Source organism: Microcoleus sp. K4-B3, from assembly GCF_036704615.1.
In the GTDB taxonomy this organism is placed as follows: domain Bacteria; phylum Cyanobacteriota; class Cyanobacteriia; order Cyanobacteriales; family Microcoleaceae; genus Microcoleus.
This window is the reverse complement of record NZ_JAUBSF010000033.1, coordinates 15,398-37,266: the sequence shown is the minus strand read 5'-3', so window position 1 is coordinate 37,266 and position 21,869 is coordinate 15,398. Positions and strand designations below refer to the sequence as shown.

The window sequence follows — 21,869 nt, the reverse complement described above, 5'->3', positions numbered from 1 at the left end:
CACATACCGAACTCTACTTTATAAGTATTGTTACTTACTCTAATCCCCGATCTCTGTCGGCATCTACTCGTCTTTATATTAACTTTATTAAATAAATATTAAATTATTTGAAGTAACATAAAAAATTTTAATTTTTGTTATTAAACATTATGATGTTAGTTTATATTGTCAAGGTGGACAGCTTCCCCTATTCTTAAAGGATAGGAAGCTTTACACTGCATTACTAAATAATGTGGGCCTCCCCGTCCAAATTTTTAGATTTCTCAAAGATTTGTAACGGTAATTTCACTAATCCTCTAGGAGATTCAAAAATGTCAATTGCCGTGGGAATGATTGAGACAAAAGGTTTTCCCGCTGTTGTGGAAGCTGCCGATGCTATGGTCAAAGCTGCCCGCGTTACCCTCGTGGGCTATGAAAAAATCGGCAGCGCCCGCGTCACCGTAATTGTGCGCGGCAACGTCTCGGAAGTCCAAGCCTCAGTGGCCGCCGGAGTGGAATCCGTCAAGCGGGTGAACGGCGGAGAAGTCGTCTCTACCCACATTATCGCTCGCCCCCACGAAAACCTAGAATACGTTCTGCCGATTCGGTATACAGAAGCAGTAGAACAGTTCCGAGGCTACTAAGTTCTTTGCGCACACAAATTTCGTTTGACGAAAATTAGTGCGATGGTCAAAAATTAACTGTTTAGTTCCCCAAATATTGAATCAGGAGTAAAACCAATGGCAATTGCAGTTGGCATGATCGAAACCTTAGGCTTCCCCGCAGTTGTAGAAGCTGCTGACGCGATGGTCAAAGCAGCCCGCGTCACCTTGGTAGGCTACGAAAAAATCGGTAGCGCTCGCGTTACAGTCATTGTCAGAGGAGATGTCTCGGAAGTGCAAGCTTCCGTCGCCGCTGGAGTAGAGTCAGTGAAGCGCGTTAACGGCGGACAAGTGATGTCCACCCACATTATCGCCCGCCCTCACGAAAACTTGGAGTACGTGCTGCCGATTCGCTACACCGAAGCTGTAGAACAGTTCCGCGAAGGCGTGAGCGGCATTCGCCCTCTCAACAGATCGTAAGATAGGCGATCGGCAAAGGGGCCTTAGGTAATTAAAAATTAAAAATTAAAAATCGCGATGTTTTTGATTTAGCATTTTTAATTTTTAATTGAGGAGGGCATGGGATATTGGTTATTAGTCATTAGTCATTAGTCATTCATTAGTTACTAGACGAAGAACTCTAAACGGCGGACAGCGGACTGAGTAAAGCTAATTAAAAAAAAGACAAGTGACAGTGTAAAAATGACAGTTACCAATTACCTATTACCTATTACCTAAAATGCAAATGGCCAAAGTTCTCGGCACAGTTGTCAGTACCCAAAAAGAGCCGACACTGAGAGGATCGAAATTTCTACTGCTGCAATTCATCGATGAGGAAGGTTCCCCAGTTCCCGGATATGAGGTAGCCGCTGACTGTGTGGGCGCTGGTATCGATGAATGGGTTTTAGTGACCCGAGGCAGCGCAGCCCGGATCGCGCCCGGAAGCGAAAACCGTCCGATCGATGCTCTGGTAGTAGGCATTATAGATACTGTCAATGTAGAAAATCGCCTCATTTACAGTAAAAAAGACGACCCGTACCGCTAGTTGCAACCGTTAGCAGTTAGCAGTTAGTGGAAGAATAACTAACAACTAACAACTAACAACTAACAACTAACAACTAACAACTAACAAAAAGATTTTTCAGCTTAGGAGAACTTAATTTATGGCAGTCCGCAACGTTGCGGCTCCCCCGACGCCTTGGTCGAAAAACTTGGCTGAGCCCAAAATTCACGACACCGCCTTCGTACATTCCTTTTCTAACATTATTGGAGATGTGCATATCGGTTCTAATGTGATGATTGCCCCCGGGACATCTATCCGCGCCGATGAAGGCACTCCTTTTTATATTGGAGAAGGAAGCAACATTCAAGACGGAGTAGTGATTCACGGCCTAGAACAAGGCCGAGTCACAGGAGATGACGACAAGTCCTATTCTGTGTGGGTGGGGAAAAATACTTCCCTCACCCACATGAGTTTAATTCACGGCCCTGCCTACGTGGGCGACGAGTGCTTTATCGGCTTTCGCTCTACGGTGTTCAATGCCAGAGTGGGCAACGGCTGCATTGTCATGATGCACGTACTAATTAAAGATGTGGAGATTCCCCCCGGTAAGTACGTACCTTCGGGAGCCATCATCACTAATCAGAAGCAAGCCGATCGCTTGCCTGACGTTCTAGATTCTGACGTTCAATTTGCGACCCATGTCATCGGCATCAATGACGCTCTGAGAACGGGTTATCGCTGCGCTGAGAACATCGCCTGTCTAGCACCAATTCGCAACGAGCAAACTAAAAACCCAAATATGACTCAAACCAAATATTCTACCCATGCCGGCACCCAATTGAGTTCTTCTCTAGCCGATAGCATCCGCAATTTACTAGCCCAAGGATACAGTGTGGGAGCCGAACACGCCGACGCGCGACACTTCCGTACCGGTTCTTGGCGCACTTGCGGCCCAATTTCCTCAAAGCGCGACTCAGAAGTAATCGCGGCTCTGTCAGCTTGCATGGCCCAGCACCAAGGAGAATACGTCCGCTTGATCGGAATTGACACCAAAGCCAAGCGCCGCGTACTAGAAGAAATCGTCCAAAGACCGGGAGACAACGGCTCTAACGGTTCTAACGGTGCGAAAACTCACCAATCTAACGGTAAAGTTGCACAACAAGCTTCATACCACAATAGCGGTTCCGTGTCAAGCGGAAAATTGAGTGCCGAAACAGTGGCTCAGGTTCGCGGCTTGCTAGCTCAAGGCTACAAGGTGGGGACGGAACACGCCGACGCACGCCGCTTCCGCACCAGTTCTTGGCAAAGCGGGCCTTCGCTGCAAGTGAAAAACGAATCTGAGGCGATCGCCGCTTTGGAATCTGTGATGAATCAGTACCCGGGCGAGTACGTGCGCTTGATCGGGATTGACCCGAAAGCTAAGCGGCGCGTTGTTGAAGAAATTATTCAGCGTCCCGACGGCCCAGTTGCTCAATCGGCTAAGCCGGGAGCAACATCGGGATACAAAGCAGCTTCGACTGGTTCGGCGAGCAGCGGAATGTTGACCGGCAAGACGATCGACCAAATCCGCAACCTGCTCTCCCAAGGCTACAAAATTGGCACGGAACACGCCGACGCGCGCCGTTTCCGCACCGGTTCTTGGAGCAGTTGCGCCTCAATCACATCCAACCGCGAAGCCGAAGTGGTTTCTGCCCTCGAAAGCTGTCTCAAAGAACATAGCGGCGAGTACGTCCGCTTGCTTGGCATCGACTCCAAGGCCAAGCGCCGGGTGCTCGAAGAAATTATCCAACGACCTTAATTAGCCTGGTAATTAGCCTGTTTCTCCCGTTAAGCCCTGGCGCTGGGGCCCGCGGGAGAAACCCAAGCGGATTGAAGTTGGAGTTGAGATAGTTAAAAAGCTCGATTGAGAAATGTTGGTCAAAATCTAGAATCTTCTGAAAGTTTCTATAAAACGTTAAAGCATCAAGCTTCTCAGTATTAGTAAATTATCGTTTCTTAGATTGACATGATTAAATTTATCAGTCGAGAACACCCATAATTTAAAGTCCTTTTATCTAAAAAAATAGCTCCTTTCATGGTGAAGTTGAATGTATTTATCGCCACTGCAATTAAGTAGCAACTCTCAGATTTTGATGAGTGGCGATGTAGTTGTGAATGAGGGTGCGGCGATCGCCCCTGGAGCAATCCTGCAAGCAGATTCGGGCAGCCGGATCTCGATCGCCGCCGGTGCGTGTATCGGCATGGGAGTTATCCTTCACGCCCGTGAAGGTACTCTGGAAATCGGGGCGGGCGTTATTCTGGGTGCAGGGGTGCTGGTGGTAGGTGCGGGAACGATCGGGGCAAATGCCTGTATTGGGGCGGGGACGACACTGATCGATCCTTTTATCGACAAAATGCAAATTATACCAGCAGGTTCTCTAATCGGAGATACCAGCCGCCAAGTCGCCGCAGAAGCAACTGCAGCAGCGCCAAAATCACCAGAAACCCCCGAAGCCACTACGCCACCAGTAGATCGACCGCTCGAGCCGCTCGAGCCGCCGGAACCCGCCCAAACACCGCCTCAAACTGCGCCGGAGACTGCCCCTGATCCCCCGGAATCCACAGCCGCAGAGCCGCCCCAACCAGGGGAGACGCCAACTATTCTCTACGGTCAAGCTCACATCAATCGGCTGTTGGGGACGCTGTTTCCGCACCGGCAAGCTTTTAATCGATCGGAGGAAAACGGTCAAACTTTATCGGGCGGTTCCGGGTAGCCGTCATTTCGGCAAAAGGCAGCTATGCTGAAGGCAGAAAGATCAAATATAAATAGGTAATCTCATATTATTGGTAGCTCAGCAATTTGTCAGGCTTTGCAGCAGCACTCAGTGTCTTGTAGCTCGTGCAGTCTGTCTTCTCATCTGAGAAACTAAAACTATCAACAAATTTTTATTTTGGGAAGTTTCTAAAGGTAATAGAAGATGGACGGACAAACAGATCGTAACAGTCACGAAGAGCGATCGCAGCGCCAGGAATACTTCAAAGATACTGCTTTGGGTTTGGTATCGACCAAGAGTTTTCCGGCAATTGTGGGGACTGCTGACATGATGCTGAAGTCGGCAGGGGTGATTTTGGTAGGATACGAAAAAATTGGTTCCGGTCACTGTACGGCGATCGTCCGCGGCAGAATTTCCGACGTGCGTTTGGCTGTGGAAGCTGGAGCTCAAACAGCCGAACAGTTCGGGCAGTTTGTTTCTAAGTTGGTGATTGCTAGACCTTTGGCTAATTTGGAAGTGGTTTTGCCGATCGGCTTTCGCCTGACTGAGCTTTCGGAAAGTGGCAGTTATTCTCGGCTTAGCAATCAGGCGATCGGTTTGCTCGAAACCCGGGGATTTCCGGCAATGGTCGGTGCTTGCGATGCTATGCTCAAATCCGCAGACGTACACTTGGCAGCTTACGAGAAAATCGGCGCCGGTTTGTGCACGGCAATTATTCGCGGTGCAGTTGCAGATGTAGCAGTCGCTGTAGAAGCCGGGATGTACGAAGCGGAGCGAATTGGCGAGTTGAACGCGGTGATGGTAATTCCGAGGCCTTTGGAAGATTTGGAACAAACTTTACCGCTGGCGAGTTGCTGGATCGAGCAGCGTAAACCTGTGATGATGCCCGTGTCGGTTAAGGAAAAGGAACAAGAATTGATCGAACTTCCAGATTTGGAGAAATTGACTGTTTATGTGGAAGAAGAAATCAATCGGTAATTGGTAATTAGGCAACAAAATTTTGTAGAGACGTGCTGCTGCAAATACTGAGACGAAGTTTCTCAAAAAAATATAAAGTTTACTCGGTGGGAGTGGGTGCAACAATTTATACTGAGTAGCTGTCTCAAACTTAATTTGGCGATCGAGCCGATCGCAGCCGCATCAAGAGACACAGAACACCAACTAAAACTAGACTTTTAAGATCGAGTCTATCGCCTAAACAATGGAACTGACGAAGTAAATCCAGCCGAGGTGCAGACTCTTTCCACAGGATTTAACTGCTGTTAAAATGAACCTAAAATCCTGTTTCCGGTAGATAGCCTACAATCAATTTGAGGGTAATCTAATAACGGATGGCAAAAAAAGAGAAGTTTAACAGTTGTTCAACTCAAAACTGGCAGCAAAGGAATCAACCCCCAGAATCAAGCACTCCTGAAAGTTGACCTATGAACCTCAAACAATTTTACAAGCGCGGTTTGCACAGCGCCAAGAAAGGAAACTATGAAGCGGCGATCGACGATTTCGATCGCATCCTGCAACTCAACCCTGCCGATGCCAAAGCCTATAACAATCGCGGCTTAGTCTACTATTACATGAAAGACTACGAGAAAGCGATCGCAGACCTCAGCCAAGCGCTAGATATCAATCCTAATTTGTTTGAGGCTTACCTGAATCGAGGCAATGCTTGGCGCCATCTCGGAGAACACGAAAAAGCCATTGACGATCTCAACTGCGCTTTAGCAAGTAAGCCTGGCAACCACGCTATCTACAACAACCGAGGACTCGTACTTGCTAATTTAGGACATTACGAAGAAGCAATAGAAGACTACAATCGAGCTCTCTCTATCAATTCCCACAATTACAAAACCTATTACAACCGGGGGCGCGCTTACTACCTTTTGGGAGAAAAAGAGGCCGCAACGGAGAACTTTAACGAAACGCTGCGGTTGAATCCTAAATATATCAAAGCTTACATAAATCGCGGTCTCTGTTATCACCAATTAGGAGACAATACGCAGGCGATAGCCGATTACAACACTGCACTGGGCATCGATCCACAAAATGTTTATGCGTATTATAACAGAGGTTGCGTTCGCTATAAATTAAAACAAATGCAGCTTGCAATTGAAGACTTTGACAAAGCAGTGGAACTCGATCCGAACTATGTTAAAGCTTATCTCAACCGGGGTTTAGCGCTGTATAAACTCGGAGATGTGACGGCAGCAAATAAGGATTTTTACCTAGTAATGTGCATTAATGCAGAAGCTTATGTATACTACCAAGCCCAGCGGTGCACGCCTGATATTAATTCTTACTTCAAAGAAGCGCCGCAGGTGGAACTTAATAATGCTGTAGAATACTACAACACAACATTAAATACGATGTCAACTTCCTTAAGTTCGGCAGCATTAAACTCAATCTGGAATCAAGAAGATTTGGACACCAGAGACTCGATTATCTGTGAAGGTGAATTTATCAATAATTGAATTAGTCAGTAGTCAGTAGTCAGTAGCCATTAGGCTTATTGCATAAATTTTTTAGCGACAGGGAAACGGCATATGGAACGCAGAGCCATTTCAAGATAGGAGAGGGAATGTATGCAATTTAAGTCTCATAACTCAGCAGTCATTAGTCATTAGTCATTAAGTAGGTCATCGGAAAAAAACAATACCTCAGAAACCCGGTTTCTTCGTGTATTTCTCGTGTGTCGTCGCAAAATCTAGTAGAAACCGGGTTTCTAGCCCCATGCGCAAGCCCCGATCGAGAGGTTTTTAACGCGGATTGGGTAGCAGTTAAAAATTAAAGTCCTTACTGCCAAAAAAACAGCAAGGACTTCAATCATTTATTCCTGAGTTTTAAGGACGAACGTCCTTACTACACAGATTAAATACTTGCCATCACTTCGCGAGCGGCAGCCAAAGTTCGATCGACATCTTCCTCAGTATGAGCCAAAGAAGTAAATCCCGCCTCAAACTGCGAAGGAGCAAGATAAATTCCGTGCTCCAACATTCCCCGGTGAAAGCGGCTGAACTTCGTCAAATCCGCCTTCTTCGCATCATCGTAATTGTGAACCGGGCCCGCCGCAAAAAACAAGCCAAACATCCCGCTAATTTGCCCGCCGCAAGCCGCGTGTCCGGCTTCCTTAGCAATTTTTAGCAATCCGTCGGACAGTTTTTTGGTAATCTTATCCAACTGTTCGTAAGTGCCGGGCTTTTGCAGCAATTCCAAAGTCTTAATCCCAGCAGTCATCGCCAAAGGATTTCCCGACAGCGTACCCGCTTGATACATCGGGCCAGCAGGAGCAACCATTGCCATAATATCGCGCCGTCCGCCGTAAGCTCCCACCGGCAAACCGCCGCCAATAACTTTACCCAAAGTTGTCAAATCCGGGGTAACGCCGAATTTTTCTTGGGCGCCGCCGTAGGCGATGCGGAAGCCGGTCATTACTTCATCAAAAACTAACAAAGCACCGTTATCTTTGGTAATTTCCCGCAAGCCTTCGAGAAAACCTGCATCCGGGGTAATAAAACCGGCATTGCCCACAACTGGTTCGAGAATTACGCCTGCTATCTCGCCCGGATTTTCGGCAAATAAAGCTTTTACTGCTTCCAAGTCATTGTAGGGAGCGTTGAGGGTGTTGGCGGTAACGGATTTCGGAACGCCCGGGGAGTCTGGAAGGCCCAAAGTTGCCACGCCGGAACCTGCTTTTACCAAGAACATATCGGCGTGCCCGTGATAGCAGCCTTCAAATTTAATCAGTTTATCGCGTCCGGTGAAAGCTCGCATCAGCCGCAAAACGGCCATACAGGCTTCGGTGCCCGAGTTGACAAATCGCACCATTTCAATGCTGGGAACCGCATCGATGACCATTTCCGCGAGCACGTTTTCCAACAGCGACGGTGCGCCGAAACTCGTACCTTTTTCTAAGGATTCGCGAAGGGCTTTGATGACTTCTGGGTGGGCGTGGCCGCAGATAGCCGGGCCCCAAGTGCCTACGTAGTCGATGTATTGGTTTTCGTCAACATCCCAAATGTAAGCTCCTTTTACCCTGTCAAAGACGATAGGCTGTCCGCCTACAGATTTGAAGGCGCGGACGGGGGAACTGACGCCACCTGGCATCAACTTCTGGGCAGCGGCAAAAATTTCTTCTGATTTGGTGGTTTTCAAGGTTGTGGAAACCAATGTTTTCTCCTTAGTGAACGTCTGTTGTTGGTAGGATACTTTTATAGCGACTTCAGGATAATGGTTAGGTCGATTCAAGGAAACTATGTTAATAGATTTTAGGGTACAAACCAATGAGTAGCAATAGCACCTTGGGTTTTTCGCGCTTTGTGGCACTAGCACCGATCGCCCTAAAGTGTAATATTTTGTAAAATACTTCTTGACAATTTGTCCATCACTTCCTCAATCTCCTCTCTTCTCTTCCTCTGCGTCCTCTACCTTCTCTGCGGTTAATTAAAAAAAATCTGCGACAGGAAAGCGTTAATCTATATTACCAAGTTGAAATAAAATTATGTCTACTACTGATTTATCGAGTTTGAGCCGATCGATTCCAATTGAAAAGATTCGTTACGACGATCGAGGTTTGGTACCGGCGATCGTCCAAGATTATTTGGACGGTACGGTGTTAATGATGGCCTGGATGAGTCGGGAGTCGCTGCAAAAAACGCTTTCTACCGGGCAAACTTGGTTCTGGAGTCGTTCTCGTTCCGAATTGTGGCCCAAAGGCGCGACTTCGGGACACGTTCAAAATGTCAAAGGGCTGCGTTACGACTGCGATAGTGATGCTTTGCTGGTGACAGTCGAACAAGTCGGAGATATTGCTTGTCACACGGGAGAAAGAAGTTGTTTTCACCAAGTTGATGGGGAAATTTCACCGCCGCCAGGTGATATGTTATCTCAATTATTTGCAGTAATTTGCGATCGGCGCGACCATCCTAACGAAAGTTCTTATACTTGCAAGTTGTTTGAGGGCGGCGACAACAAGATTCTCAAGAAAATTGGCGAAGAGTCGGCGGAAGTTGTGATGGCTTGCAAAGATGACGACAAAGAGGCGATCGCTGGAGAAGTTGCGGATTTATTTTATCACGCTTTGGTTGCTTTGGCTCACCATCAAGTTGATTTGAGAGCAGTTTACCGCAAATTGGGCGATCGGCGAAAATAAATTAGTTATTGGTTATTGGGCATTGGGCATTGGGCATTGGGCATTGGGCATTGGGCATTGGTAGCAGCAACAAATGACTAATGACTGCTGACTAATGACTAATGACTAATAACTAATGACTGCTATTTTTTAACATTCGATCGAGCTTTTGCAAAATAAAAATAGCCGCGCCCACACTCAAAGCCAAACCCAACCAAAAATTATCCGCCGCCCATTTACCTCTATCCAAAGCCAAACCGCCCAGCGGCGGCCCGATTAAATAGCCGATCGCCCAACACTGAGAATTAACCGCCAAATACACGCCCCGCAAAGACTCCGGCGCTAAATCCACCACCAAAGCCGAAGCAAAAGGCGTATAAGCAACAGTCGCCACCGACAAAAAACTCAAGCCTAAAACAGCTAACAATAGATTGCCAGTTGCAGCCATTCCGGTCAAGCCGATCGCAATAAATCCCATTCCCCATAGCAGCGCAGAAATCATCAAAGCTTTTGGATGGGAAAACGGCCTCAAAGCTTTAACAACTGGCAGTTGCAAAGCCACAGTTAAAAACGTGCTAAAAGCAAACAAAACGGTAATTGTACCTGTTGAAAAACCTTTTGCCGCCCCCACCGCGACAAACTTGCTAAAGTACAGTGGCATTGTGGTTTGGATTTGGGAAATATATAGAGTGAAAAGAGTATTTACTAAAGCATAAACTAGAAGACTTCGATCGCTCAGCGCCACCATCCAGCCATTTTCCAGATTTTTGCTGCCTCTATCCGCTGAATTAGCTGGTTTGTAGGTTTCGGCGATCGCGATCGCAACTACCGCAAATAGCACTAAAAACGAGATACCATCAATAATAAAGAGCGATCGATAATTACCCGTTACCTCAATCAATAAACCCCCCAAAATAATCCCAACTTGCAAACCTAAATTATCAGCCAGCCGCGTCAAAGCAAAAGCTTCCTGTCGCTGTTCGCCCTCGGTTAAATCCGCCACCATCGTCTCGGTTGGAGGCCAATACAAACCCACGCCCAAACCCATCAGTAAATTGCCCGCAACTAAACCAGCAAAATCATTAGCAGCCGCCAGTACAAAAGAAGCCACAGCAGCAATAATTGCCGCCAGCAATAAAGTTCGCCGCCTTCCCCAAAATTGGGAATCGCAAAAAGAACCGCCCAAAATTCTGCCCAATATTCCCGAAACTGAACCGCTACCCAAACCAATCCCAACAGCAGTAGCAGATAAACCGACGCGATCGACAAAAAATATGGGCGCGTAAAATAAAGTAAAACCGGTGCCGCTTTGGGAGAGGAATCTGCCAGCGGCAAGAATCCAGACTTGAGGGGGGAGACGGGGAAACCAAGAGGATAATTGAAATTTAGGCATATACATTTAAATTAGGAGTTAGTCCTGGACGCAGAAACCCGTTTTTTTTATGAACATACGTTATAGCCTTTAATCACGGTCAAAAACCCGGTGTCTTTGGTCGCAGTGCGTAAGTTCTGTGAGTAATTATTAATTTATTCCGTACTTTTTCCGAATTAGTATTAGTTAACGCAGGTGATGACAAACATAAGTGAGCTTAACAATTCTTCAGGCTCTGTTACACAAAAGTTACCATTAATTTAAAAATACTTAACACGATTTTATAAAAAAGTTAGTTAAACTCTAGAAAAGGCAGAAGAAAATTTTAGAGGGTCTAATTATATGACAGCTATTACAACATCAAGAGTGGAATCAATCAGACCCCGCTGGCAAGCAATTGTTATGGTCGCCTTAATTTTCTGGGTCAGCGTTAGCCTGATTTTGGATCTAGTAATTATGCCCAGTCTCTACGTATCTGGCATGATGACATCTCCCGAGTTTGCAACGGCCGGAAATTTAATGTTCTGGGGATTCAACCGCGTTGAGTTAATCTGTTCGGGCCTGGTGACAACGGGTTTGATGGTTTTGAGCAATTTAGTCGGTGACTTCGGCAAGCGCAGCCGCACAGCAATCTTATTATCATTGGTACTTCTGGCGATCGCCCTGATTGACACCTACGCCCTGACGCCCCAAATGAGCGCCTTGGGAATGCAGCTAAATCTGTTCGATTCCGCAGCAGAAGTGCCGACCGGGATGAATCTACTGCACCAAGGCTATTTTGGCTTGGAAGCGCTGAAGTTGGCTGTCGCCGGTACGCTGCTCGGCTTGTGCTACCAAAACCAAGTTTAATCAACGATAAAAATTAGGACACGGCAGTGCCGTTTCCCTACAATGAATTGGGGTAGGGAAACGGCACTGCCGTGTCCTCTTATTCGGATTCTTCTGACACATCAGATAATTCAGATTTCGGCCACAGCAGGCGCAAGCCCATCACCGCAAATCCGATCGCCGCGATCGCCTTTACCAGTCGCTCCGGCAATACCTCTGCCGTGCCTTGCCCAACTAAAACGCCGATTAAACTCGCCAGCAGCAGCGCCGACGCCGTGCCGAAAAATACAGCCCGCGGCGAGTTACAACTGCTGCCTAGGGCGATCGCAGCTAATTGACTTTTGTCTCCCAATTCTGACAAAAAAACTGTAAGAAAACTTATTCCCAAAAGTTGCCAATCCATGTTTTTTAGTTATTAGTTAATTAAGAAATCTCCGACAGTATATGTAGGGTGCGCCTCGGCGCACCTTGCCCATATAAGGTGGTTAATGTCAGGGCGATTGACAATTAACCCAGCACTTCCCACAGCAGAACAGCCGCAATCCCCAGCAAAATCACTCCTGCTGCTCTCTCCAAAGTTCTCGGAGCAATCCGACTTGCCAGCCACCTTCCCAGCAAAACTCCCAGCAAACTGGTTGCTATCAAAGCCGTACCCGCACCCGCAAACACAATCCAAGGATTCCGAGATTCAGCCGTCATCAGCAAAATCGCGAGCTGAGTTTTGTCTCCAATTTCAGCAAAAAAAATAGTTGCAAAAGTCGAGGCAAAAATTGCCCACTGCTTCGACTTCAGTTTCTTTTCTCCCTGACAAATATCGGGATTTGCACCCACTGAAATTTCAGCCTGCTCCGGGGTTAAAGCAGCACAAATCTCAGAAACCTCTTTTATTTGTATTTGTACCTGTTGTGGCAAATCATAATTGAGGTTTACTGAGTCAGAAGCAGACAAGCTTGGCGGAACAGAATCAAGTTTCACGGGCAATGAGTGCTAAACGCTATTTATTTTTGACTTGTACTTTTGATTCTAACTTTCTCTGTACCTGCTTTTACCAAACCAGGGTCATCTTTTTCGCCGAAGATTTCAGCAACTGATTCCTGGAACAACTCACCGCACCCAAATACAGATACAAGCCCCCAGATTTATCTGTCGAGTCAATCTCAAATCTCAAATCTCAAATCTAAAATTGACTGACTGACTGATTGGTTCATGTACCGTAAGTTCGATCGCCCGCATCTCCCAAACCAGGTACAATAAAGCCCTGTTCGTTGACTGTTTCGTCGATCGTTGCCGTGTAAATCATCAAACTCGGGTACTCTGCACTCAGCCTCTTCAAAGCCGGAGGAGCAGCCACCACAGAGATAATCCGAATCAAGCTCGGGTCAATTCCCCGTGCAGTCAATTCCTGCATAGTCGCTACAATCGTCCCGCCAGTCGCCAGCATCGGCTCGCTAATTATCACCCGCGTTTCCGGGTTAAACTGCGCCGGCAATTTGTTCAAATAACAAGTCGGTTCCAGCGTCTCCTCATTTCTTGCCATGCCGAGGTGGTAAACCGACGCCAGCGGCACAACCGTCTGAATTCCTTCCAGCAGTGCCAAACCCGCCCGCAAAATCGGTACCACAACTAACGGAGCTTCCGGGTTGATAAAAGTCGCCGGACATTCTGCCAAAGGCGTCTGCACCGTTGTTTCCACTGTCGGCAGCCATTCTCGAATCGCCTCGTAAGCCAGCCACCTTCCCAATTCTGTCATCGCAGAACGAAAAAGTACCGAGGGGGTGGCGGCGTCGCGGGCGACAGCCAGCCAGTGTTTAATTAACGGATGCGGGGGAACGTAAACGCGCAGTTGCAGGGACATTAGAAAATTGGGGAGATTGCTAGGTTTGAGGGATTTTATGCGGTGCGGTCGATCTTCTTCGAGGACTTCGCCAACCGGCGATCGATCGCTCTGTGCAACTTATCACATCCTTGAGGGCGCATACAACCCAGAGAGTGAGAATCGACCGAAGATCACCATTTTCAAGATTGCCGTCGCGAGTTCAAACTCCTGCCGGACTGTGGCGACAAGCACAAGCCGTCCGTTACAACCCATTCGCCGATCGACCTCCATCCGCTTATTGAAATATTTTTCTAATAGTATTGACATTAATTAGCAACAAGGCTATAGTAATTTTCAGTGTTCTCCTCTCAAAGGATCGGCAGACGGGGGCAGTCGGCAATGGTAGACTGTTCCCGCATTTTTTTTGGGGAAAGAAGAAGGAAGAAGTCCGATGGAAGAGGGAAGAGGCAAAAAGGCAGAAGGCTACATATACAAAGGGAAAATGGCAGAGGCAACAGTTCAGGGAGGGCGATCGACTGTAATATTATAGAAATTATTAAGATTTTTAAGCGAATGTCAGCTCCTACCCAATCCCAGTTATTTGCTCCGAACTCCCGCCCGACACAGCAAGAGTTTGATGTGATTGTCATCGGTTCCGGCATTGGTGGACTCGTGACAGCCACCCAGTTAGCCGCTAAGAAAGCCAAAGTTTTAGTGCTCGAAAGCTATACTATTCCGGGGGGTAGCGCTGGATATTTCGATCGAGAAGGCTACAGATTCGATGTCGGCGCCTCCATGATTTTTGGCTTCGGACAGCGTGGCACCACCAACCTCCTCACCCGCGCCCTGAAAGCAGTCAACGTCACCTTAGAAACGATTCCCGACCCCGTACAGCTTCACTATCACTTACCCAGCGGCTTGGAACTTGAAGTTCCCCAGGCTTATGATAAATACTTGCAAGAATTAGCTGACAGGTTCCCTCACGAACGCGAAGGAATCCACAAATTTTACGGTGAATGCTGGAACGTCTTCAACTGCCTCAACGGGATGGAATTGCTATCCCTAGAAGAACCCGGATATCTAGTTCGAGTCTTTTTTCAGAATCCTTTAGCCTGTTTGGGGTTAGTAAAATATCTACCTCAAAATACAGGCGACATCGCGCGTCGCTACATAAAAGACCCTACTTTGCTGAAATTTATCGACATGGAATGCTACTACTGGTCTGTAGTACCCGCAGACTTGACGCCGATGATTAACGCCGGAATGGTATTTTCGGATAGACATTACGGCGGCATAAATTATCCCAAAGGCGGAGTCGGTCAAATTGCCCAAAAATTAGTAGAAGGATTAGAAAAATGCGGCGGCAAAATTCAATACAAAGCTAAGGCGAAAAAAATTATTACAGAAAACGGCCGCGCTGTCGGAGTCGAGCTAGCAACCGGCGAAGTTTACCGGGCTAAGCGGATAGTTTCTAACGCCACCCGGTGGGATACTTTTGAGAAATTGCTGCCTGCAGAAGAGATGCCCGCTAGCGAAAAGAAATGGCAGCAGCGCTATCAAAAAGCCCCCAGTTTCTTGAGTTTGCATTTGGGAGTAGAAGCAAGCGTAATCCGTGCTGGTAGCGCCTGCCACCACATTTTGTTAGAAGAGTGGGATAAAATGGAAGCGCCGGAGGGAACTGTTTTGGTGTCAATTCCAACCGTGCTCGACCCGGATTTAGCTCCCGCAGGATATCATATCGTTCACGCTTTTACGTCGAGTTGGATGGAAGATTGGGAAGGACTTTCGCAGCAGGCATACGAGGATAAAAAGGAAGAGGCAGCAGGGAGAATTATTGAAAGATTAGAAAAGATTTTTCCCGGTTTAGATGCCGGTTTGGATTATATGGAAGTTGGCACTGCGCGTTCTCACCGTCGGTTTTTGGGGCGCGAAGATGGAACTTACGGGCCAATTCCAAAAGAGAAGTTAATGGGTTTGTTGGGAATGCCGTTTAATCGAACTTCTATTCCTGGTTTGTATTGTGTGGGTGACAGTACGTTTCCGGGACAGGGTTTAAATGCGGTGGCCTTTTCTGGGTTTGCTTGCGCGCACCGAATTGCGGTTGATTTGGGTTTTTAGGAGGAGTGTGGCAACACAGGTTGCCCCATTTCTAACTCAGGACTTATGGATTGGGAGGTAATTCTGTTATATATCTAACAGTTTTTCTAGGATGGAGTAAATGTCTTTTTTGTCACCATCTTTACGTCTCCCGAGTCCTACAACAACAACCATAACTCGATCTTGCTCGACTTTGTAAACAATGCGATAGCGCTGTCCAACGGCTCGGATACTGCGAAATCCCGATAAGTTATCAACAAGCGCTTTGCCTTGCTTCTCTGGTTCAATTTTGAGTTTATCGATGCGATCGCGCAGTTTCTCCTGTTCTCGTCTATCTTTAACCGAAAGCATCCAGGATACAAGCCCCCGGATTCATCCGTCCAGAAATAAAAAACCTGTATCCGATAAAGGAGCCCCCGAATTTATTCGTGGGGTGAATGCTTCAATTCTTTAATCTAAAATCTAAAATCTAAAATCTAAAATCGATTGACTTCCGCCAACATTTCTAGTGCCAACGGCGTAAGTTGGATGTCGTATTCGATTGAATTTGCTTCGCCTTTCATAGTCCCAGTTGGGCTTTAGCATTTTCCCAGGAAACAGTTTTGCCTTCGCCGGCTTGGGTGATGCTTTGGCGAAGTTTGGTAACGAATTCAATATCGGTGAGAATATCCAAGGTTTCGAGGAGTTCAGTCAAATGGTTGTAGCTGATTACCGCCATAACGGGAACACCATCTTGAGTGATCGCGATCGGCTGATCGGTGAGTTCTTGAAGTAGGTTGGGAAGCTGCTGCTGTGCTTGGGCAATGGTGAGTCGTTTAGACATGGCTGTATTGTACAAATTTATTAAGATTATAAGTATTAAAGCAATACTAATTTTAATTTAGCACCTGGGTCCAAATACGGCGAATCAATTAAAAACCCGGTTTCTGGGGAAAAACCGGGTTTTAAACTGAAAATTGGCGGTTTTCATTCTTTTACTGAGTTCACTGGTCGTAGCTGCCGCCGACGCCGATTTGGGTATTGTAGATTTTTGCCTCCGTGATGGTCATATCTTCCATTGATGCGCCGGATACGTCAGTGGTGTTAATGATGGCGGCGGTCAGATTTGCCCGATCGAGGTCTGCGTAATTTAAACTGGCATTAGTCAGGAAAACTGCGGTTAAGTTAGCACCCGTCAAGTTAGCACTCGTCAAGTCAGCGCCTTCGAGGTTCGCACTAGATAGGTTTGCTCCTCGTAAATTTGCTTCTCTCAAGTCAGCACCAATTAAATGGGCTCCCGTTAAATCTGCTCCAGCCAAGTCGCACTGAAAACATTCCCCGGTTGACAATAACTGTTTGACGTGAACGGGATTTTCAGCGCGAGCCGGGCCTGCCAACAGTAGGGGAGTAATTAAAAAAGTAGCGGCTAATAGATGGCGTTTCATAATCTCTTTTCCTCACCAGACTGTGTGTTGAAGTTCTTCTGTTTATATCTACAATCTTACCACGGTTGTTTTCGGCAGTTGCGATCGAATTCACAGATTGGCTGTGATATCCATTGCCCTCGACAAGCCACACATGGTCTCGAAAAGCTCGCAAAACTTACTTTCGCAAAACTTAACACTGCCGAACTTAATACAGTGCTTTTTTGTAGTAACCTTTCTAGGCTAGCTAGTAAAGCCAACAGATGTGTATTTCTGAAGATGGATATGATTAGCGCTGCGATGGATGATTTTAGCCAGTAATCCTACCGCAAAAAGTTCACAATAAATACATTATTTTTAATAAAAGTGTCACGGGACAGAAAATTTAACTTAAAATAAAGATCCGCTTATAACTTTATAGTAGGTAGACGGAGAGCTGTCACCGGCCAGATCCCCAGCCAAAGAGCGGGGTGCATTCTTAACAAGAAATTTTAATTAGGTCTCAGTAGCAGCGCTGTAAAAATTCACCTAGTGCTTGAAAAGCAGCGCTTTTTTGGAATGTCGCAGAATCAACGCGATCGCAAAACTAAATTAAATATGCTCAAAAACGATTCCTCTAAGTATCTGCCAACCTTAGATCAAGTAATTGACCCCTACCCCTTGACAGTTACGCCCGATACCCCATTAGCAGAAGTAATTACCCTGATGGGCCAATGGCGCGGAAGTTGCTCTCTAAACGCAGACATTCCACCAAGCGATATCTACCAGCAACTAACAGAAATCGTCAATGCCCCCACTTCAAGCGCGTTCAGAGACGCCACAGGTATCTGCGTCTTTGTCGTGGAAAAATCTCTCGAAAAATTATCCTCGCACTCTGCTCAAAATTCTCAATTGCAAGGAATCTTCACGGAGAGGGATCTTGTCGATTTGATTGCTTCGGGCAAAAACTTAAAAGGTGTCACCATCGCAGAAGTGATGAGGCAGCCGGCAGCAACTCTGACCAAATCCGATACTCAAGACATTTTCAGCGCCCTAATTCTGCTGCGGCAACGAAGAATTAACCATCTGCCAATATTGGACAGCGAGGGTCAACTCTTAGGAGTAATTACGCCCGAAAGCATTCGCCAAGCCATGCTGCAACCGGCAAATATCTTAAAAATGCGCAGCGTGAAAGAAGTAATGATCGCACAAGTCATTCAAGCGCCTCGATCCGCCTCAGTTATGAGTTTAGCCGAGTTGATGGCGCAGCACCGGGTTAGCTGCGTGGTAATTACAGAATCAACAGAATTATCGAGGAATTTGCCGTTCCCCATTCCAGTAGGTATAGTCACAGAACGGGATATTGTCGAATTTCAAGCTTTAGATATAGATTTGTCGCAAACGATCGCCCAAACTGTGATGAGTACCCCCTTATTTAGTCTCAAGCAAGAAGACTCGCTGTGGGTAGCTCATCTTGAAATGCACCAGCGTTTAGTCCGCAGGTTGGTAGTAACGGGGGAACGGGGAGAACTCCTGGGAATAGTCACTCAAAGCAACTTACTGCGGGTACTTGACCCGATGGAAATGTCCGGGGCGATCGATGTTCTGCACGATTCAGTCGTAGAACAGACTAGCGAATTGCAAAAAGCGATCGCATCACTCAGCTTGACTAACGCCACACTAGAAAGCGAAATCGCTACCCGCGTGCGGGCCGAGGTGCGGCTGCAACTGCTAGAATCTGCCGTAGTTAACGCTAACGACGCGATCGTGATTATGGATGCGGGACACAGCGATATCTCCGATCCCAGCATCATCTATGCCAACGAAGCTTTTACCCAAATGACGGGCTACCTACCCGAAGAAATCATCGGACAAACCCCCAGTTGCTTGCGCGGCCCAAACAGCGACCCGACCCAAGTCGCTAAAATTCGCCGTACTTTCTCTCGCCGAGAACCCCTACGCGTGGAATTGATTAACTACCGTAAAGACGGTTCAACTTATTGGGTCGAACTCAACAGCGTACCCATTGCCGACACATCCGGGAACGTTACCCACTGGGTGTCCGTGCAGCGGGATATTAGCGATCGCAAGCGCATGGAACAAGCATTTTTTGAAGAAAAAGAACTCGCTCAGGTTACTCTACAATCGATCGGCGATGCCGTAATCGCTACTGATGCCGACGGCTGCATTTCCACCCTTAATCCAGTTGCCGAAAAACTCACGGGTTGGTCTACCTGGGAAGCTAAAGGTTTGCCCCTCGACAGCGTACTCAGAATAGTTGACGAAACTACCCGACTGCCGGCAGAAAATATCGCCGAAATCGCTTTGTGCGAAGGCCGGATTGTTGACCAAAGGCACAACAGCTTGCTGATTGCCCGCAACAACCAGGAATTTGCGATCGACCACTGCGTCGCCCCCATCCACGCCAGCAGCGGCAAGATTGTCGGGGCCGTCGTTGTGTTCCGAGATGTTACTCAAGTGCGAACTCAAGCGCGACAACTCACCTGGCAGGCAACTCATGACCCCCTGACGCAATTAGTCAACCGCCGCGAATTTGAGTACCAGCTAGAACAAGCCCTGCACAGCGCTCAAGGTTACGGGCACGAACACGTTATGCTTTACCTGGATCTCGATCGCTTCAAAATAGTTAACGACACTTCCGGTCACGCTGCAGGCGACGAACTGCTGCGCCAAGTCAGCCAGCTATTTAAAGGCAAAATCCGCCAAACCGATATTTTGGCGCGTCTGGGCGGCGATGAATTTGCTGTACTCCTGTATTACAGTCCCCTCGAACGAGGCTTAGATGTTGCAGAATCGCTGCTGCGAAGCATTCAGGGATTCCGGTTTGGGTGGCAGGACAAAACTTTTTTGATCGGTGTCAGTATCGGTTTGGTAACAATTAATCCCAAAACAGTATCGACATCTGCGGTTTTGAGCGCGGCCGATATGGCCTGCTACGCTGCTAAAAATAAAGGCCGCAACCGGGTGCAGGTTTATCAAGCGGGCGATCGAGAATTAATCAAACAGCACGGCGAAACCGAGTGGGTGGTGCAAATTAATAAAGCTTTAGAAGAGAATCGCTTTTGCTTGTACTCTCAGCCGATCGTACATTTGCTCAACTCTCCAACCACCGGAACCCACTGCGAAATCCTGCTCCGCCTCCAGCTTGAAACTGGTCAGTTGGTGTCGCCGATGGCGTTTATTCCGGCCGCCGAACGCTACAACTTGATGCACGCCATCGACTGCTGGGTAATTCGCACTTTATTTAGCAATTTATCTAAAATTTTTACGGCCAATTTATTTGTCCAAAACCCCGGCGCAGACAACGAGAAAATAGTTACCTTCCCTGCTTGCTCTCTTTTGTCTAATCCCAAATTCTCATTTGGCAAGTATCCTAGCCTTTATTCAATCAACCTTTCTGGGGACAGCCTCAACGAAGAAAAGTTTATCGAGTTTATTCAAGAGCAGTTTTCCATCCATCAAATACCGCCAGAAATAATTTGTTTTGAAATTACAGAAACCGTGGCGATCGCTAATCTCAGCAAAGCAGCCAGCTTAATTTGGCAACTCAAGGAACTCGGCTGCCAGTTTGCCTTGGACGACTTCGGCAGCGGGATGTCTTCCTTTGCTTACCTGAAAAGCTTGCCGGTTGATTATCTCAAAATTGACGGCAATTTTATTAAGAATATTGCCGACAATCCTATTGATATCGCAATGGTGGAAGCTATTACCAAAATTGCTCACGTCATGGGAATTAAAACTATTGCCGAGTATGTGGAAAGTCAAATAATTATGGATAAACTCAATGAACTTGGGGTAGATTACGCTCAAGGTTATTATTTGGGGAAGCCTCAACCTTGTAACTTCATCTCTCCTAGTTTAGAGGAAGTTTTGGGGGAGTTGACGGTTAATTCTTTGGCTTTTGAGGCTAAGCTGGCTTCTTAAACAGGGACGTTGAGCAATCGATTGTATAACGGATTTAACGGATTTAACGGATTAAACGGAGGGATGTTGAGGGAAAAAGGAAAAGAGAGAATGAAAAGGGAGATTTTAAGTTGTGATATCAATTCCCGATTCCCGATTCCCGATTCCCGATTCCCGATTCCCGATTACCCATTACCTTCTACATTAGTTTCCGCCGCTTCAATGTACTGACTGTCTAACAGAAAAGCACCTTTTTCAAAGCGAATGCCCCAATAATTGCCGGGACGCCGATCGATCACAATACCTTCAGCGCCGATCGCAATTAAATTCGCAGGCCGCAGCATCGGCATCGGTTCGGCAGTTTTGACGTAAGGCGGCATCGCCACAACTCGGACTTTTTGACCGATTGTAAATTCTTTTTCCATGAGTTTTATTCCTTTTGGCGATCGGCATAATCTAGTAAAACGTTCTTCTTTTAGATTCCCGACTTATTGAAGAAGTCGGGGATATGGGTAGGTGGTTTTTTTAGGTAGGCTTACTTATCTTTCAAGTGTTTAGCCAGCAGACAATCCTCAAAGCTAAAGGATTCTTCATCTCAAAAGCTGGATATTGCCATTTCGATCGCGTAGGAGAGAGAACATTCAAGTTCATTGGACTTGGACAATAGGGCAGCTTTTATGTAGTCGGGCAAATAATCGACCAACTGATGAATATCTTCTGGAGAAAGGTGTTGCGTGTTGATAGTTTGAGTCATGATTCTCTGATTGCAAGTTCAGATTCTTTAGTTACCGCGCCCTGGTTTGCAATCGGCAAAACCAAGTGCTTCGCTATCGAGGAAATTAGCAATTGCCATTTCGACAACAATTTCGATCGGATATTCAATTTCCGCAGCACGGGCGATGAGGGCGGCACGAATTCGTTCTGGAAGGTATTTTAGGATGGCTTCGGCATCGGCAGCAGATAATTGTTCCAGAGTTGTTGATTGCATGAG

At 46.9% G+C, this 21,869-nt stretch carries 22 protein-coding genes; 11 read left to right on the top strand and 11 right to left on the bottom strand.

Translation table 11 applies throughout. From position 1 onward, the window contains the following. Positions 1 to 311: 311 nt before the first annotated feature. The 7 genes from QUA78_RS16035 to QUA78_RS16005 all read left to right on the top strand — a co-directional run bounded on the left by QUA78_RS16035 (position 312) and on the right by QUA78_RS16005 (position 6,802). Positions 312 to 623, top strand: a complete 312-nt coding sequence (locus tag QUA78_RS16035; protein ID WP_006635059.1) for a carbon dioxide-concentrating mechanism protein CcmK — start codon at positions 312 to 314, stop codon at positions 621 to 623. Positions 624 to 719: 96 nt separating this feature from the next. Beyond that, a complete protein-coding gene (locus QUA78_RS16030) occupies positions 720 to 1,061 on the top strand; it encodes a carbon dioxide-concentrating mechanism protein CcmK (RefSeq protein WP_006635058.1) in 342 nt (113 codons plus the stop codon). A gap of 259 nt (positions 1,062 to 1,320) precedes the next feature. Further along, positions 1,321 to 1,626, top strand: a complete 306-nt coding sequence (locus QUA78_RS16025; RefSeq protein ID WP_172186882.1) for a EutN/CcmL family microcompartment protein — start codon at positions 1,321 to 1,323, stop codon at positions 1,624 to 1,626. Positions 1,627 to 1,744: 118 nt separating this feature from the next. Continuing rightward, complete coding sequence (locus tag QUA78_RS16020; RefSeq protein ID WP_333300591.1) at positions 1,745 to 3,382, top strand: ribulose bisphosphate carboxylase small subunit; 1,638 nt, start codon at positions 1,745 to 1,747, stop codon at positions 3,380 to 3,382. Positions 3,383 to 3,671: 289 nt separating this feature from the next. Further along, on the top strand, positions 3,672 to 4,337 hold the full coding sequence (locus QUA78_RS16015; RefSeq protein ID WP_333300593.1) for a carbon dioxide concentrating mechanism protein: 666 nt from the start codon (positions 3,672 to 3,674) through the stop codon (positions 4,335 to 4,337). A gap of 204 nt (positions 4,338 to 4,541) precedes the next feature. Then, a complete protein-coding gene (locus QUA78_RS16010) occupies positions 4,542 to 5,315 on the top strand; it encodes a BMC domain-containing protein (protein WP_333300595.1) in 774 nt (257 codons plus the stop codon). Positions 5,316 to 5,761: 446 nt separating this feature from the next. Further along, on the top strand, positions 5,762 to 6,802 hold the full coding sequence (locus QUA78_RS16005) for a tetratricopeptide repeat protein (protein WP_333300596.1): 1,041 nt from the start codon (positions 5,762 to 5,764) through the stop codon (positions 6,800 to 6,802). A 397-nt stretch (positions 6,803 to 7,199) separates the two neighbouring features. Here the strand turns inward: QUA78_RS16005 and hemL are convergent, their stop codons facing one another. Further along, complete coding sequence (gene hemL, locus QUA78_RS16000; RefSeq protein WP_333300598.1) at positions 7,200 to 8,498, bottom strand: glutamate-1-semialdehyde 2,1-aminomutase; 1,299 nt, start codon at positions 8,496 to 8,498, stop codon at positions 7,200 to 7,202. A gap of 331 nt (positions 8,499 to 8,829) precedes the next feature. On the opposite strand from hemL, the gene hisIE reads away from it, so the two are divergent. After that, entirely contained in the window at positions 8,830 to 9,480 is a 651-nt protein-coding gene (hisIE, locus tag QUA78_RS15995; protein ID WP_333300600.1) for a bifunctional phosphoribosyl-AMP cyclohydrolase/phosphoribosyl-ATP diphosphatase HisIE, read from the top strand. Positions 9,481 to 9,592: 112 nt separating this feature from the next. Here hisIE and QUA78_RS15990 read toward each other — a convergent pair whose 3' ends face one another. Continuing rightward, complete coding sequence (locus tag QUA78_RS15990) at positions 9,593 to 10,852, bottom strand: MFS transporter (protein WP_333300601.1); 1,260 nt, start codon at positions 10,850 to 10,852, stop codon at positions 9,593 to 9,595. Between the two features lie 321 nt (positions 10,853 to 11,173). Here QUA78_RS15990 and QUA78_RS15985 point away from each other — a divergent pair, with 321 nt between their 5' ends. Next, the gene (locus QUA78_RS15985) at positions 11,174 to 11,680 is read left to right on the top strand and encodes a hypothetical protein (protein WP_333300603.1); all 507 of its coding nucleotides are present in this window, start codon (positions 11,174 to 11,176) and stop codon (positions 11,678 to 11,680) included. Between the two features lie 79 nt (positions 11,681 to 11,759). On the opposite strand, the gene QUA78_RS15980 is transcribed toward QUA78_RS15985, so the two are convergent. The 3 genes from QUA78_RS15980 to upp all read right to left on the bottom strand — a co-directional run bounded on the left by QUA78_RS15980 (position 11,760) and on the right by upp (position 13,514). Beyond that, positions 11,760 to 12,062, bottom strand: a complete 303-nt coding sequence (locus QUA78_RS15980; RefSeq protein ID WP_333300604.1) for a TMEM165/GDT1 family protein — start codon at positions 12,060 to 12,062, stop codon at positions 11,760 to 11,762. A 104-nt stretch (positions 12,063 to 12,166) separates the two neighbouring features. Beyond that, positions 12,167 to 12,634: a TMEM165/GDT1 family protein gene (locus QUA78_RS15975; protein WP_333300606.1), complete on the bottom strand. Its 468-nt coding sequence runs from the start codon at positions 12,632 to 12,634 to the stop codon at positions 12,167 to 12,169. 229 nt (positions 12,635 to 12,863) lie between these two features. Continuing rightward, on the bottom strand, positions 12,864 to 13,514 hold the full coding sequence (upp, locus tag QUA78_RS15970) for a uracil phosphoribosyltransferase (RefSeq protein WP_333300608.1): 651 nt from the start codon (positions 13,512 to 13,514) through the stop codon (positions 12,864 to 12,866). 534 nt (positions 13,515 to 14,048) lie between these two features. On the opposite strand from upp, the gene crtH reads away from it, so the two are divergent. After that, a complete protein-coding gene (crtH, locus tag QUA78_RS15965; protein WP_333300611.1) occupies positions 14,049 to 15,593 on the top strand; it encodes a carotenoid isomerase in 1,545 nt (514 codons plus the stop codon). Positions 15,594 to 15,659: 66 nt separating this feature from the next. Here the strand turns inward: crtH and QUA78_RS15960 are convergent, their stop codons facing one another. From QUA78_RS15960 to QUA78_RS15950, 3 genes are all read right to left on the bottom strand, one after another. Next, the gene (locus tag QUA78_RS15960; RefSeq protein WP_333300613.1) at positions 15,660 to 15,923 is read right to left on the bottom strand and encodes a type II toxin-antitoxin system RelE/ParE family toxin; all 264 of its coding nucleotides are present in this window, start codon (positions 15,921 to 15,923) and stop codon (positions 15,660 to 15,662) included. A gap of 208 nt (positions 15,924 to 16,131) precedes the next feature. Next, the gene (locus QUA78_RS15955; RefSeq protein ID WP_333300614.1) at positions 16,132 to 16,395 is read right to left on the bottom strand and encodes a type II toxin-antitoxin system prevent-host-death family antitoxin; all 264 of its coding nucleotides are present in this window, start codon (positions 16,393 to 16,395) and stop codon (positions 16,132 to 16,134) included. 160 nt (positions 16,396 to 16,555) lie between these two features. Further along, complete coding sequence (locus QUA78_RS15950; RefSeq protein WP_333300616.1) at positions 16,556 to 16,996, bottom strand: pentapeptide repeat-containing protein; 441 nt, start codon at positions 16,994 to 16,996, stop codon at positions 16,556 to 16,558. A gap of 537 nt (positions 16,997 to 17,533) precedes the next feature. Here QUA78_RS15950 and QUA78_RS15945 point away from each other — a divergent pair. After that, entirely contained in the window at positions 17,534 to 20,899 is a 3,366-nt protein-coding gene (locus tag QUA78_RS15945; protein WP_333300618.1) for an EAL domain-containing protein, read from the top strand. A gap of 164 nt (positions 20,900 to 21,063) precedes the next feature. Here the strand turns inward: QUA78_RS15945 and sipA are convergent, their stop codons facing one another. From sipA to QUA78_RS15930, 3 genes are all read right to left on the bottom strand, one after another. After that, complete coding sequence (gene sipA / locus QUA78_RS15940; protein WP_333300619.1) at positions 21,064 to 21,303, bottom strand: regulatory protein SipA; 240 nt, start codon at positions 21,301 to 21,303, stop codon at positions 21,064 to 21,066. Positions 21,304 to 21,473: 170 nt separating this feature from the next. Continuing rightward, positions 21,474 to 21,632, bottom strand: a complete 159-nt coding sequence (locus QUA78_RS15935) for a hypothetical protein (protein WP_333300621.1) — start codon at positions 21,630 to 21,632, stop codon at positions 21,474 to 21,476. A gap of 27 nt (positions 21,633 to 21,659) precedes the next feature. After that, the gene (locus tag QUA78_RS15930; RefSeq protein ID WP_333300623.1) at positions 21,660 to 21,866 is read right to left on the bottom strand and encodes a hypothetical protein; all 207 of its coding nucleotides are present in this window, start codon (positions 21,864 to 21,866) and stop codon (positions 21,660 to 21,662) included. Positions 21,867 to 21,869 lie beyond the last annotated feature (3 nt).

Coding starts and splice junctions, on each gene's coding strand:
- QUA78_RS16035 (WP_006635059.1), top strand. CDS start 312: ATGTCAATTGCCGTGGGAATGATTGAGACAAAAGGTTTTCCCGCTGTT.
- QUA78_RS16030 (WP_006635058.1), top strand. CDS start 720: ATGGCAATTGCAGTTGGCATGATCGAAACCTTAGGCTTCCCCGCAGTT.
- QUA78_RS16025 (WP_172186882.1), top strand. CDS start 1,321: ATGCAAATGGCCAAAGTTCTCGGCACAGTTGTCAGTACCCAAAAAGAG.
- QUA78_RS16020 (WP_333300591.1), top strand. CDS start 1,745: ATGGCAGTCCGCAACGTTGCGGCTCCCCCGACGCCTTGGTCGAAAAAC.
- QUA78_RS16015 (WP_333300593.1), top strand. CDS start 3,672: ATGTATTTATCGCCACTGCAATTAAGTAGCAACTCTCAGATTTTGATG.
- QUA78_RS16010 (WP_333300595.1), top strand. CDS start 4,542: ATGGACGGACAAACAGATCGTAACAGTCACGAAGAGCGATCGCAGCGC.
- QUA78_RS16005 (WP_333300596.1), top strand. CDS start 5,762: ATGAACCTCAAACAATTTTACAAGCGCGGTTTGCACAGCGCCAAGAAA.
- hisIE (WP_333300600.1), top strand. CDS start 8,830: ATGTCTACTACTGATTTATCGAGTTTGAGCCGATCGATTCCAATTGAA.
- QUA78_RS15990 (WP_333300601.1), bottom strand. CDS start 10,852: ATGCCTAAATTTCAATTATCCTCTTGGTTTCCCCGTCTCCCCCCTCAA.
- QUA78_RS15985 (WP_333300603.1), top strand. CDS start 11,174: ATGACAGCTATTACAACATCAAGAGTGGAATCAATCAGACCCCGCTGG.
- QUA78_RS15980 (WP_333300604.1), bottom strand. CDS start 12,062: ATGGATTGGCAACTTTTGGGAATAAGTTTTCTTACAGTTTTTTTGTCA.
- upp (WP_333300608.1), bottom strand. CDS start 13,514: ATGTCCCTGCAACTGCGCGTTTACGTTCCCCCGCATCCGTTAATTAAA.
- crtH (WP_333300611.1), top strand. CDS start 14,049: ATGTCAGCTCCTACCCAATCCCAGTTATTTGCTCCGAACTCCCGCCCG.
- QUA78_RS15960 (WP_333300613.1), bottom strand. CDS start 15,923: ATGCTTTCGGTTAAAGATAGACGAGAACAGGAGAAACTGCGCGATCGC.
- QUA78_RS15955 (WP_333300614.1), bottom strand. CDS start 16,395: ATGTCTAAACGACTCACCATTGCCCAAGCACAGCAGCAGCTTCCCAAC.
- QUA78_RS15950 (WP_333300616.1), bottom strand. CDS start 16,996: ATGAAACGCCATCTATTAGCCGCTACTTTTTTAATTACTCCCCTACTG.
- QUA78_RS15945 (WP_333300618.1), top strand. CDS start 17,534: ATGTCGCAGAATCAACGCGATCGCAAAACTAAATTAAATATGCTCAAA.
- sipA (WP_333300619.1), bottom strand. CDS start 21,303: ATGGAAAAAGAATTTACAATCGGTCAAAAAGTCCGAGTTGTGGCGATG.
- QUA78_RS15935 (WP_333300621.1), bottom strand. CDS start 21,632: ATGACTCAAACTATCAACACGCAACACCTTTCTCCAGAAGATATTCAT.
- QUA78_RS15930 (WP_333300623.1), bottom strand. CDS start 21,866: ATGCAATCAACAACTCTGGAACAATTATCTGCTGCCGATGCCGAAGCC.